Source organism: Kribbella steppae (assembly GCF_004342025.1).
GTDB lineage: Bacteria > Actinomycetota > Actinomycetes > Propionibacteriales > Kribbellaceae > Kribbella > Kribbella steppae.
This window is the reverse complement of record NZ_SLWN01000003.1, coordinates 341,268-354,316: the sequence shown is the minus strand read 5'-3', so window position 1 is coordinate 354,316 and position 13,049 is coordinate 341,268. Positions and strand designations below refer to the sequence as shown.

Genomic DNA, 13,049 nt, shown 5'->3' with positions numbered 1-13,049 from the left:
GTCAGCGCTCCTTGATGAGCAGGCCGGCCTGCTCGAGGTCGGCGATATCGAGGTCTTCCTGCGCCTGCAGGCTCTTGTACTGCTCGAGATAGAGCTTGCCGTTGGCAAGGATGGTCAGGCTGAACGGCATCCCGCGACCGTCGGCGATGCGGACGTACACGCGGCTGATCGAGATCGGGCGAACCTGGTCGGACGCCAGGACGAACACGTTCTTCTGGGCCGGCCGCGACACCTTCTCCTCCCGATCACCGTAATCGACCGTGTAGTCGTCCCGAGGCAGCGTGGCGGTCCCCACGACGCCCGAGGCGGGCAGCTTCCGGGCCGGGATCACGATGGTGATCGGCCGGTCCGGACGGGTGTGTCCTTTGCCCAGTGGGTTGCGACGTTCGAAGTAGCTCAGCTTTCCGGTCCACCGGCCGACCAGGGCTGCGGGCAGGACCGGGTCCGGCAGCGTCGGCGCACCCTGGCCGGCGGTGTTCAGGTGGGAGATCTCGGTGATCTCCGCGGTCGCGCCGGGGTTCAGTTCGATCACCGTGATCCGCAGTTGCAACGCCTGGACCACCTTGCCCTCGAGGGTGACCTGCATGAACCCGTCCGGGGCGAACTCGAGCAACGCCTGCTTGTCCCCGTCGGCCTTGAGCACGAAGACGACGTACCACTTGAGCATCGCCGCGCGCTTCTCCCGCTGCTCCTCGACGCGTTCCTCCGCCGTGGACACCCCCTTGCCGGGATCCAGCACGTCGATCTTGAACTTCTCGGCGGCACCGAACTCGACCTCACCGGATGAATCCACCGACACCGACAGCGGCCCCTTCTCCAGCGCGGCCTTTAGCTTGACCCGGTCGTCCTCCCCCGAGCACCCGGTCAGGAGGGCCACTACCAGCACGAGCACCCCAACAATGCGGTCAGCACTCATCGAGCAGCGCCGATCCGAGCTGGGTGAGGTAGTGCCGTACGGCGCCCCGGTGGCGAACGCTGGTGACCAGACCGGCCTCACGCAATACCGTCGCATGCTTGCTGGCGGTTCCGATCGAGGTGCCGACCCGGGCCGCAAGTTCACTGGTGGTGCGGGTGGAGGTCAGGGCGGCGAGGCACTCTGCGCGGGTGCGGCCGAGCAGTGCGACGAGTCGTGGTGAGACCTCCAGCGACCCGGCGAGCGGCGTACCGGCCGCTGGATAGACCGGGACCGGCGGCAGCTCGGGGTCGATCAGAGTGATCGGGCGCTCGGTGCAGAAGAAGCTCGGCTGCAACGTCAGGCCCCGGCCGCGGAGGTGGACGGTGTGCGTGCGGAGTCCGTAGCCGATCTCCAGGACCTGGCCGTCCCAGCCGATGACGCCGGGGATGCCGGCGAGGAGACCGCCGACGCCTTCGCGTGCGAGCACCCCAGCACGCGACGTCCGGTCGGTGGAGGTGGCGCCGCTGATCTCGTGCCACTGCGGGGCCAGCATCGCCTCGTAGCCGGAGCGCACCGCGCCAGTCACCGCTGAAAGCCGGCGACGATCCCCGGTGGCAAGCTCCCGGACCCAGGACGGTGGCGTGTCATCGCCGAACACGCCGGCCAGATCTGTCTCGAGCAGGCCGCGCCGGGTGCCGGCCAGTGCTTCGCAGCCGGCGTCGATACCGCCGCGGTCGTAGGCCGGAGTGAGGAAATCAGGGAAGTCTCCGGCCGCCGGGACCAGCGTGAACAGGGTCGACAGCCACTCACGGGCGTGGGCATCACGCCGTACCCGGGCCCCCGCCTGACGGCGCCAGCGGGCTAGGTGGGCGGGCAACTGCGGGTCGCGATCGCGGGCGCACAGGAGGCTCAGCACCAGCTCCCACAGGGGATCAGGGCCGTCGGCCAGGCGAACCCGTAGCAGGTCGTCTCGGTCGAACACCAGTCTCAGCGTCATCAGTCGCGCCCCTCCGAAGGCACCTGTGGGAGGCATCGCCACCGGGTCGGGCGGCATGCCGGCGGACTCTGGATTCTGGCAGCCGATGGGGGCCGCGGACGCTCGGATCAGCCCGGTTTTCCGCCCATCGAAAAGGTGTGGACGGCAACGACCTGGCCCACCGAAACTCCCTGCCTGACAGGCGGACGGCGGTGTGGATTATGCGCTGCGCGACGGAAGGTTCAGCCGGTGATTTGCGGAGTCCGAAGAAGTCACCCGCGCAGGAGTCGCGCCGCGAGCTCGGCGTTGCGTCGGGCGAACGGCTGCCAGAGGACCGGAGTCGCCGCCACCCGATCGCGAGCGACTGCCTCGCTGACGGCACGCTGGGTCCACTTGCACATCCGGCCGGCGCGTACTTGGAAGTGCACGAGTACGTCGTCCGCCCAGCCGTACACATCGGCGTCGCGCGGCTCCAGCCAGGACACCTTCTGCTCGGCGACGATCCAGTCGAACCCCGCGATCTCCTCCTGCAACTTCGCCGCGAACTCGAACCGCAACTCGGCCGCCGCACGGTCCCGGCGCCGTTCCAGCTCGGCCCGCAGCGCGCTCACGGCCGCCGGATCCCGTTCGAGTACGGCGATTGCCGTCCGCGCGAGCGTTTCGCGATCGGCCGGACCGATCCCGAACAGCTCGGCGAACTCGCGCTCCGAGCCGTTCGTCGTACCGCTGTAGGCCAACGGCAGCACCCGATGGAGGGCAGAGAGCGCCAGCCGGATCCGGACACCGCCGAGGTACGGGCCGAAGTGCTGCTCGGGCCCGGTGACCAGGTGTGCGAGCCGCAACTCGGGACGCCTCGGACCGTCGTCGACCCGGATGTACCCGACGACTTCCTGACCGCCCTTGGTGCGGTTCCAGCGCGGCTTGGAATGCTCCAGCAGGTTGCGTTCCAGCCAGGCCGCTTCGTGCTCGGAGTCGCACCAGACGGCTTCGACCCGGTCGATGCGCTCCACCATCCGGCGCAACCGCGGCCGATCCCCGAGATGCGTCCAGTACGACTGCACCCGACGCCGCAGGTTCACCGCACGGCCGACGTACAGCACCTTCCCGGCCTCGTCCCGAAACCGGTAGACCCCCGGCTCCACCGGGAGTCCCCGTGCCACCGTCCGCGCCGCGCTCACCCAGCCATTGTCACTTCTTGGCGATCAGATTGAGGCCACGCTTGCCGTCGGCGGTTCGGAGTTCCAGGCGGTTGTAGTCGATGGAGTAGGTCAGCGGGCTCCCCAGGACGCCGATCACTGCCCCGTCCAGCCGGGCGGTGTCGCCGAGGCACCCGACGAGGGTCATCGCCAACGCGCCGACGGACAGCGTCGTGGTGGTCCGGGTGACGGGACCCTCGAACGCGTTGCAGCCGGTCGAACCGGTGATTCGCTCGCCCTCGATCGTGAAGTACGCCGGCGCCAGACCGTAGAAGTGCTCGACGGCCTCCCCCGACATCACACCGTCCACAGTCCACTTTGTGCCCGCGATCGGCAGGTCCGGCTCGACGATCTTGCGATCCTTGAGGACGAGCGTCGTACCACCTCTGGTGAGGGTGAGAGTGTCCGCCTCGACCTTCCAGGTGGGACGCGCCTTGAGGAGCTCGCCGAGCCACTCGTCCTGGGCTTGCTTCGCAGCGCCGCAGCCGATCTCGGTACCGCCGTAGGCGTCCATCGTCACGGTGCCGCCAGCGAGCGAGATCATGCCGCCGAGTTGGTTGCAGCCGGTGTGGAAGCCGAGCGCTCCCTCGTCGCGGAAGTCCAGCCGGATCCGGGTCCCCGGCACCAACTGCTTGACCTTGCCGTCCTCGGTCAGCTTGACCGAAAGGTACGACTTCCCAACCGGCGAGCCACCGCTGTCGGAGCCACCGCTGTCGCCGGTCTGCACTTCAGTACCGCACGCGGCCAGAGACAGGCCTACGCCCGCCATCAGCACGCCGAGGAGCCGCATCTTCACATACTTACAGACGCTGCTGGATCCAAGCTTTGTTGCAGCACGAGGCCTTCGTTCGGTCGGAGTGTGGTGGGCTGGGCCGGCAGTTCGTGGGTGGACAGTACGGCGTGAGCACCCGGTGGCAGCGTGATCGGCTGCGGTCGATCGGTGAAGTTCAAGGCGATCAACTGGGCCGCGTCGGCCGACCGGCGTTCATAGACGAGCACGTCGTCGGTGACCAGGACGGTTCTGTAGGCGCCGGTGCGGAGCGCGTTCGAGGTCTGTCTCACTTCCAGCAGGGCGCGGTACAGCGTGAGCATCGACGTCGGCGAACCGTCCTGGGACTTGACGTCGACCCCAGCCGGATGCGGCTCGGTCGGCAGCCAGGGCGTGACGGAGTCGGGACAGAATCCGGCGTGGTACGCCGACGTCCAGCGCATCGGCGTACGTTCGGGATCGCGTCCCATCGCCTGATCGGGCAGCCTGCGTGTCAGCGGGTCCCGCAGCTGGGAGCCGGAGACGGGGATGTCGAGCATGCCGAGCTCCTCGCCGTAGTACAGCGTGGGGGTGCCGCGGAGGGTCAGCAGCAGCACCGCGGCGACGCGTGCCTGAGCTGGTCCGATGCGGCTCGCTATGCGACTGCGATCGTGGTTGCCCGTCACCCAGTTCGGCCACGCTCCACTCGGCAACAAGGCTTCGTACTCCTCGGCCAGGTGGGCGATGTCCGTCGGTGTCCAAGGCGACGAGACCAGGTGCATGTTGGTCGGCAGGTGGATCCCCGAGCCGTCGGTTCCGTAGTACCGCATCAGCTTGTCCAGCGGGAGGTACAGCTCAGCCATCAACGCCGCCTGATCCGGCAGGACCGATCGGAGCTCCGCGATGACGTCGACGATGTCGGCCTGATCGGTGGAGTGGACCGGGCGAAGCGACAGGTACGGGTCGTCGCCGGTCTGCCACTCGGGATTCGGCGGGTTGTCGCGCCATTGTGGATCTTTGAGCAACTGACGAAAGGCGTCGATCCGGAACCCGTCGACGCCACGCGCGAGCCAGGTCCGCAGTACGTCGTACTGCGCGGTCCGGACGGCCGGATTGCGCCAGTTCAGATCGGGCTGCTCGGGCAGGTAGGCGTGGTAGTAGTACTGACCGCGACGATCGTCGAAGGTCCAGGCCGGGCCGCCGAACACCGACAGCCAGTTGTTCGGCGGGCCACCGCCGGGAGCGGGATCACGCCAGTAGTACCAGTCGGCGTACTGATCGTCCCGAGTGCGGGAGGCGACGAACCACGGGTGCTGGTACGACGTGTGGTTCGGGATGAAGTCGACTATCACGCGGAGCCCGTGCCGGTGCGCGGCCTCGATCAGCTCCTCGGCGTCGGCGACGGTGCCGAACACCGGATCGACACCGGTGTGATCGGTCACGTCGTACCCGAAGTCGTCCATCGGCGACGGGTAGAACGGGGACAACCAGATGGCAGCGACCCCCAGGCCGGCCAGATACTCGAGGTGACCGGTGACACCGGCCAGGTCGCCGACACCATCATCGTTGCTGTCGGCAAACGATCGCGGATAGATCTGGTAGATCGCGCCGGTCTGCCACCACGGAAGAACGTCCATGAGACAAGTTAGCCGACAGCGGACTTCTCACTCATCGGACGAGCTCTTCGGGTTGACCCGAGTTTTATCACTTTAGTGTGCAGTGCTCGATCAGTTGGTGAGTGCGAGTGCGGTGGTCCGTGACGCGGTCGAACAAGTGTCGTCGTACCGGCCGGGACCCGGCCCGGGCGCAACGTGCTGATCCGCGCTCACGGGGTACAGACTCGCTCGTCAGTGCTGTTGCGACCAGGTTCGTTCGAAGTGTCGCATGAGTGCCGGATAGACGATCGCATAGCGGAACGGCTTGATGAACGCCATGTACGCCTTGCCGAAGGTGCCGCGGGGTTTGACGTAGACAGTCATCTGCGCGCGGTAGCGGCCGCTTCCCTGGTCCGCCCAGGCCAGGTGCATCACTCCGTACATGGTGCGGTTGGAGATTTCCTGGGCGAGTTCGGTGCCGGTGCGGTACAGCGGCCGAAACGGCTTGTCGGTGACCTGCAATGCTGGGGACTTGTCGCGGAGGTCGTCCGGAAGCCGCGCGAGCAGCGACGGTTCGCCGGTGCCGGGAACGGGTGGCCAGGCGCCGGCGGCGTCTGCGGATGTCGAAATGCGCCCGAGTCCGAACGCGCGTCCGAGCAGGTCGCGAATGCCCCACAGCAAGCGCACCGGCAGCGGCGCGGACGCCGGAAAGTCGAGGGATTGCTGCGTCTCGACGACGGCTGGAAAATCGTGCGCGCCGCCCTCGATGGGAAGGGCCCAGACATCCTCGACGTCGAAGTCGGGCACGATGTCGTCGATGATCCAGTCCTGGGTCTTCAGCACGTCGTTGGGGAGTCTCATCGGTCTTGCGTTCCTTTCGCGCAGAGGGCGCGGATGGGGCGGATCAGCGGGCGGTAGAACGGCCGGATCAGCCGTCCCGGGATGTGGCCGTGGCGCTCCTCGTGCCAGACCCGAGCCCGGGGATGGCCCTCGATCAGCCGGCCGATGATGCCTCGATCGAGGCGATGTGCCGGGAGCGTGGAACACACCTCGACCAAGCACAAGTGCTTGATGCTCATGTAGCCGTACTGGGCCGGGCTGACCAACCGGATCGGCGCGCCGTGATCGCCGCCGAGTGGGCGCCCGTTCACCCGGTCCGCGAGCAGGACGTCGTCCGCCAGCGCGTCCTGCGGCTCGACCACGGAGTTGATCCCGTCCAGACCCACGAACGTCAGGTGGCTGACGGAGACCTCGGAGTCGAGCGCCGGCTCGACGAAGGCGCGAAAGAAGTCGGCGAAGCGCACCCCTTCCCACCGCAGGTCGGTCGCCGTCCAGCCGGAGACGCAGTGGAAGTCGGCGACGATCTCGCGCCGCGACAGCGTGGCGAGCTCCGGCAGCCGCACCTCCGACGGCTTGCGCACGACGCCGCTGATCGCGATCACCGGAGCGTCTGGCACCGCGGGCGGCGGCCGGTGCAGGTGCGTGCCAAATCGCGGGAATCCCTCGACGCGGCGTTGTCCGGGCGGAAGTGGCAACATCACGGACCTCCTTTACCGACCGACGGTCGGTCACCGACTTGCAGTCAGTCTTTTATGCTTGCCGGGTGACTGTCAAGAGGCTGCGGGAACGGCAGGCGGAGGCAACCCGGGAGCTGCTGGTCGGGATCGCGCGCGAGCGGTTCGTCGAACAGGGCTACGCGGCGACCGCGATGGACGACATCGTCCAGCGCGCGGGTCTCGCGAAGGGCGCTCTTTACCACCACTTCAGCGGCAAGGACGCGCTGTTCACGGCGGTCTACGACGTGGTGCTGGACGAGACCGCTGGGGCGGTGATGGCCGCGGCCCTGGCCGAGGAGGATCCGTGGGCCGCGGTACGAGCGGGCCTGTCCGCGTTCCTCGACGCCTGCCTGCGCCCGGCGTTCCGGCGGATCGTGATCATCGACAGTGTGACCGTGCTGGCCGCCCGCGCGTGGGAAAACGGCACGGAAGGCGTCGAGCTGCCAATGCTGCGGACCGTGCTGACGCCGCTGGTGGACAGCGGCGCGTTGCCCGGTGTCACACTCGACGCGCTGGCGCACCTCGCACTGGGCGGTCTCTACGGCTCAGCCCTCTACATTGCGCGTGCCGCCGACCCCGAGGCCGCCCGTGTCGAGGCTGACGTGGTGCTGGACGTCGTCCTGCGCGGCGTGCGGGCGGCGACCACCTGATTAGTGCGCAAATCGAGACAGCCGAGCCACCAAAACCCCAGGTCACAGGGCTACGCCCGCGCCAACCCGCCTCGGTGACAAAAGTCAGGTCTCACTCATCTGACGAGCTCTTCGGGTTGACCCGTTGATGTGATGGGATCTGTGGTTGGGTTCCCCGGGTCGTCGGGTTACCGTCCAGGCGCGTTCGCCCGCTCGGGGAGCGTCCCGGGGAACCCACCAGTCAGTTCTTGGCGACCATGAGCCAGCTGACCTGGATGTCGGGTGAGCGGGTCGGGGTGATGGTGACGGTGACCTTGCCATCGTCGCCGACAGTCACACCGCTGTACGCCGCCGCAGTGGGGGTCGCGGTGAAGAGGCGCTCAGTGTCCACCACCGATCCGTTGATCGAGACCTCGGCGGCGCGGTTCGCCCACGGCCACGGGTCGTAGTAGCCGGCGTGGACCATGTAGGTCCCGGCCTCCAAACCACCGAAGGTGTAGACGAGCGGCTCGTGGTCCTTGGCGTAACGCAGGGTGGTGTACATGTCACCAGTGCCGGCGGGCGCGCTGGATCCTGTGTAGCCCCACGTCGTTCCGGTGACCGGATCCGTCGCCAGCGGCTGCTCAGGCGCCGAGTTGAGCAGAGGCGCAGCTACCTGACTCAGCCGCGTCCAGTCCGCTGTCGCAGTACCTCCCGCGTTGACGGCGTACCGCAAACCGTGGGGTACGACGACAACGGAACGCGTGAAGGTACGTCCGTCGGACAACGTCCCCCGCAACTGCGCCGGGCCGGGCTGAGCGACCGTCGACGCGTCCCACGTCACCCCGACCTGCTGTGATCCGCCCGAGGTCGTCACGGTGACCTGGGCCGGCAGTGTGCTGGTGTCGTTCAACCAGACTGTGTCCGGTAGTTGCGAAGTGACCGTCCAGCGGGTGTACGGCTTCAGGTCCTTGAGGGTCCACTCCTGGTCCGGGCCGATGGTGAGGCTGCCGCCCTCGCCGAAGCTCATCGGCATCCACACGTACGGCGCGTTCGCCAGATCGCTCGGGGTCCATCGGTCCCCCATGAAGAGGAACCTGTTGTGCTTCTGGTCGACCGGGATCACGTTCGTGCTCTGCGACCGGTAGGTGTCGGCAGCTCCGGCGCCCGGCACCGGGTTACCGCGGTCGGTGAACTGACCGAGGATGTTCTGCGAGGTCGCGTACCGCGCCGGGTTCGGGTCCCAGCCCGTCGCCCCCGACGTCACCAGGTAGTACGTGCCCTCGGACTTGAACATCGCCGGCGCCTCCCGCTGGTTGCACGGCAGCGTCCGGACGAAGTCCCTACCCTGTACGGCGCTCTCCGGTGCAGCGGACAGATACGTGTAGGAGTTGTTCAGCTTGGAGATGTACATCGTCCGGTTCTCCTCGGACGAGTAGATGATGTACGCCTTGCCGTCGTCGTCCACGAACAGGTTCATGTCCCGCGCCATCCCACCGGCCGGGTCGAACGCGGGCGACGTACCGCACCAAGGCACCGAATCACTCGGCACCCGGTTCAGCCGGTACGAGTCGATCCAGCGGAACGGTCCCATCGGCGAATCGGCGATCGCGACCCCGGCCTCGGCCCGCGCGTACGTCGACGTGCTCGTCGGCGAAGACGGTCCGTCGGAGTGCACCCACATGATCCACTTGCCAGTGGCCTTGTTGTAGATCACCTTCGGCCGCTCGAGGATCGACGGTCGCGCCCAGCCGTCGGTGCGGACGCTGTTGGTCGACAGGTCGCGCCAGACAATCTCCTTCTGCGCGGCTGTGTAGCCCTTGTACAGCTTCGAGAAGTAGTTGTCGTTCTCGAACTGGTCCGGCGAGCTCATCGCCCGCAGCGCAAGCCCTTCGTCCTTCCAGTTGTAGAGGTCGTACGACGAGTACACGTGCACGCCGGGGCTGTCGAAGTACCCCTTGCTCCGGTCCTCGCCGTACCAGTAGTAGATCCGCCGACCACGGTTGTCGGTCGACGGGACGACCTGACCACCATGTGCCTGGATCACTTGGCCGTTGGTGTCGAGCCACGGCGCACCAGGCCGGAAGGACTCATACGTCTGCGAGGCTGCAGCGGGCGTGACGCCGGCGACCGAAGCCACCAGAATCGCCAACGCTGCAACGGCGAATCGAATTCTCCGACGGGTCATCGTGACTGTCTCCTCATCAGGCGAAAACGTGCGCCTTAGCGTGCTGCGCATGCCGACCTACTTCAACGGTCCGTACACAATCGAACACAGTCGAGACCATCCGGTCAGCGTCTGAAGTAACCGCTCGCTGACCTGGAGTGCAGGTTTCAAACGCGGTCTTGCGCCGAGGTGGATCGTGCCGCATGCTGTCGGGCACCTCGTGGTCTTGCCGGGAGTGGGGCCCGGCGGCGAGGCTTGCCTGGGGGCACCAATGTTGCATTCCGCCAAGAGGTTGCTGGCAGCGCTGTGCGTGGCGCTGTTGGCGCCGTTGACAATGACCGAGCCGGCACGAGCTGCGGTCGTGCCGAGCGGTTTCAGTGAGCAGGTCGTGTTCAGCGGGCTCACCAATCCGTCGAATGTGGCGTTCGCTGCGGACGGCCGGGTGTTCGTCGCCGAGAAGAGCGGCCTGGTCAAGGTCTTCGACTCACTCGACGACACGACACCCAGTGTGTTCGCGGACCTCCGCACGAAGGTCTACAACTACTGGGACCGCGGCCTGCTCGGCCTGGCGCTGCATCCCGACTTCCCCACCGATCCCCGCGTCTACGTCCTCTATACGTACGACGGCCTGATCGGCGGAACAGCACCGAAATGGGGCACCGTTGGCGGCACCAACGACCCGTGCCCGTCGCCCCCGGGGCCGACGAGTGACGGCTGCCAGGCCAGTGCGCGATTGTCGGTCCTCACCCCGAACGGCTCGGCCGTGGCGGAGCAGGTGCTGGTCGAGGACTGGTGCCAGGTGTTCCCCAGCCACTCGATCGGGTCGATCGAGTTCGGGCCGGACGGCATGCTCTACGCGGGCGGCGGTGACGGCGCCAGCTTCAACTACGCCGACTACGGCCAGGACGCGTTCCCCTCTTCGGACATCACGCCGGACAACCCCTGTGGTGACCCGCCGTCACCGATCGGCACCGCGCTCGCACCGCCGTCGGCCCAGGGCGGCGCGTTGCGAGCCCAGGACCTCCGGACGAGTGGCGACCCCGCCACCCTCGACGGATCGATCATCCGCATCAATCCCAACACCGGACTGGCCGCGCCCAACAACCCGCTGCTGAGCAGCTCGGACCTCAACGCGCGCCGGATCGTCGCGCACGGCCTGCGCAACCCGATGCGCTTCGACTTCCGCCCGGGCACCAACGAGCTCTGGGTCGGCGACGTCGGCTGGAGCGCCTGGGAGGAGATCAACCGCATCGTCAGTCCGACCGCGGGCGTGACCAACTTCGGCTGGCCCTGCTACGAGGGCGCCGGCCGGCAGGGCGGGTACGACGGGAACGACCTGAGCATCTGCGAGAACCTGTACGCCGCCGGCCCGAGTGCGGTCGCATCGCCGTACTACGCCTACAAACACAGCGACCAAGTGGTGGCCGGCGAGAGCTGTGGCACCGGCAGTTCCTCACTCACCGGTATGTCCTTCTACGAGGAGGGGAACTACCCGCCGGAGTACGACGGCGCCCTGTTCTTCGCCGACTACAGCCGCAAGTGCGTCTGGGCGATGCTGCCCGATGCCAACGGGCTGCCCGATCCGGACGAGATCGTCACCTTCGCCTCGGGGTACGGGACGACCAGGCTGCAGACCGGACCGGGCGGTGACATCTTCGCCGTCGACTACGACAACGGCCGGGTCATGCGCTACGTCTACAACGGCACCAACAACCCGCCGACCGCGATCATCAACGCCGATCCGACCTCCGGCCCGAGCCCACTCAAGGTCACGTTCGACGGGACCGCGTCCAACGACGCCGACGGCGACGCGCTGACCTATGCGTGGGACCTGGACGGCGACGGCCAGTACGACGACTCGACCGCGGCGATCGTCCAGCACACCTATTCGGGCAGCGGAGCCACGATCGCCAGGCTCCGGGTGAACGACGGCCACGGCGGGACCGGCACCGCGTCGACCGAGATCGACGTGGCCAACGGCCCACCCACCGCGACCATCACCGCTCCCACCCCGGCGACGAAGTGGCAGGTCGGCGACACCATCAGTTTCGCCGGTACGGCGACCGACGCTGAGCAAGGCACCTTGCCTGGATCTGCACTGACGTGGGCGCTGATCATGCACCACTGTCCGAGCGACTGCCACGCGCATCAGATCACCTCGATGACCGGCACGAGCGGCACGTTCACCACGCCGGATCACGAGTATCCGTCGTACCTGGAACTCAAGCTCACCGCCCGGGACTCCGGCGGGCTGACCAACGTCAAGAGCGTGCGACTCGACCCGAAGACCGTCGGGCTCACCTTCGCGACCCAGCCGGCGGGAATGAAGGTCACCTACTTCTCGAAGTCGGTCACCACTCCGGCCACCAGTACGGCGATCATCGGGTCGAACGGATCGCTGTCCGCCGATCTGTTGCAGCCGTCGGCCGGCAAGCTCTACCGGTTCGCCTCCTGGTCCGACGGCGGCGCGCGGAACCACAACTTCACCGCGCCGGCCACACCGACCACCTACACAGCGACGTACGTGCCGAAGCGGAATCTGGCGTTCAACCGGCCGGTGGCCGTTTCCAGCGTCTACACCGCGGGCCGGGAAGGCCCGAAGGCAGTGGACGGCTCGATGTCGACGGCCTGGTCGAGTGCGCGCAGCGATCCACAGTGGTTGCGGGTCGACCTCGGCTCGGTTCAGCTCGTGAACCGCGTACTGCTCAACTGGCTGGGATCGGCGTACGGCAAGGCCTATCAGATCCAGGTGTCGGGTAGTGGACGGACATGGAAGACCGTCTACTCGACCACGGTCGGAGACGGCGGAACCGACAGCCTGCAGTTCACTCCCAACTTCGCCAGGTACGTGCGGATCAACGCGACGGCCCGGGGTATCGCGGGCAGCTACTACTCGCTGTGGGAAGTCGGGGTCTTCCAGGACACAGGTCCGATCACCGGGGCGGGTGGCAAGTGCGTCGACCTCTACCAGGCCAGCTCGGCCGACGGCACTCCGACCACGCTGTACACCTGCCACGGCAAGGCGAACCAGCAGTGGACACAGTCCGAGGACGGCACTCTGCGATCGCTCGGCAAGTGCATGGATGCCCGCGGTACGGCGATCCGCACACCGGTCGTGCTGTGGACGTGTGACGGCAGCGCGGGCCAGAAGTGGTTGCCACGCGCGAACGGCACGCTCCTCAACGTGCGCTCCGGACAGTGCCTCGACGCGACCGGAGCCTCCACAGCCAATGGAACAAGGCTGATCCTCTACACCTGTCACACCGCCCTCAACCAGAAATGGGTCCTGCCGTAAACCAGTCGTGACA

General features: G+C 67.3%; 10 protein-coding genes. 2 read left to right on the top strand and 8 right to left on the bottom strand.

The features are described 5' to 3' along the window. Position 1 precedes the first annotated feature (1 nt). The 7 genes from EV652_RS10340 to EV652_RS10310 all read right to left on the bottom strand — a co-directional run bounded on the left by EV652_RS10340 (position 2) and on the right by EV652_RS10310 (position 6,948). Positions 2-916: a hypothetical protein gene (locus EV652_RS10340; protein WP_132208814.1), complete on the bottom strand. Its 915-nt coding sequence runs from the start codon at positions 914-916 to the stop codon at positions 2-4. After that, positions 906-1,892, bottom strand: a complete 987-nt coding sequence (locus tag EV652_RS10335; protein ID WP_132208813.1) for a winged helix-turn-helix domain-containing protein — start codon at positions 1,890-1,892, stop codon at positions 906-908. The genes EV652_RS10340 and EV652_RS10335 overlap by 11 nt, the downstream gene beginning before the upstream one ends. Positions 1,893-2,143: 251 nt before the next feature. Beyond that, positions 2,144-3,049, bottom strand: a complete 906-nt coding sequence (locus EV652_RS10330; protein WP_132208812.1) for a GIY-YIG nuclease family protein — start codon at positions 3,047-3,049, stop codon at positions 2,144-2,146. Between the two features lie 10 nt (positions 3,050-3,059). Next, a complete protein-coding gene (locus EV652_RS10325; protein WP_132208811.1) occupies positions 3,060-3,857 on the bottom strand; it encodes an META domain-containing protein in 798 nt (265 codons plus the stop codon). A 2-nt stretch (positions 3,858-3,859) separates the two neighbouring features. Then, the gene (locus EV652_RS10320) at positions 3,860-5,452 is read right to left on the bottom strand and encodes an alpha-amylase family glycosyl hydrolase (protein WP_132208810.1); all 1,593 of its coding nucleotides are present in this window, start codon (positions 5,450-5,452) and stop codon (positions 3,860-3,862) included. Positions 5,453-5,662: 210 nt separating this feature from the next. Beyond that, positions 5,663-6,271 (bottom strand): DUF2867 domain-containing protein, encoded by a 609-nt coding sequence (locus tag EV652_RS10315; protein WP_132208809.1) that lies wholly within the window; start codon positions 6,269-6,271, stop codon positions 5,663-5,665. Next, on the bottom strand, positions 6,268-6,948 hold the full coding sequence (locus tag EV652_RS10310) for a molybdopterin-dependent oxidoreductase (protein WP_132208808.1): 681 nt from the start codon (positions 6,946-6,948) through the stop codon (positions 6,268-6,270). Before EV652_RS10310 ends, EV652_RS10315 begins: the two co-directional genes overlap by 4 nt. Positions 6,949-7,013: 65 nt before the next feature. Here EV652_RS10310 and EV652_RS10305 point away from each other — a divergent pair, with 65 nt between their 5' ends. Then, complete coding sequence (locus EV652_RS10305) at positions 7,014-7,616, top strand: TetR/AcrR family transcriptional regulator (RefSeq protein ID WP_132208807.1); 603 nt, start codon at positions 7,014-7,016, stop codon at positions 7,614-7,616. A gap of 220 nt (positions 7,617-7,836) precedes the next feature. Here EV652_RS10305 and EV652_RS10300 read toward each other — a convergent pair whose 3' ends face one another. After that, on the bottom strand, positions 7,837-9,762 hold the full coding sequence (locus EV652_RS10300) for a family 43 glycosylhydrolase (protein ID WP_158441137.1): 1,926 nt from the start codon (positions 9,760-9,762) through the stop codon (positions 7,837-7,839). A gap of 250 nt (positions 9,763-10,012) precedes the next feature. Between EV652_RS10300 and EV652_RS10295 the strand changes: the two genes are divergently transcribed. Further along, a complete protein-coding gene (locus EV652_RS10295; RefSeq protein ID WP_132208805.1) occupies positions 10,013-13,036 on the top strand; it encodes a ricin-type beta-trefoil lectin domain protein in 3,024 nt (1,007 codons plus the stop codon). Positions 13,037-13,049 lie beyond the last annotated feature (13 nt).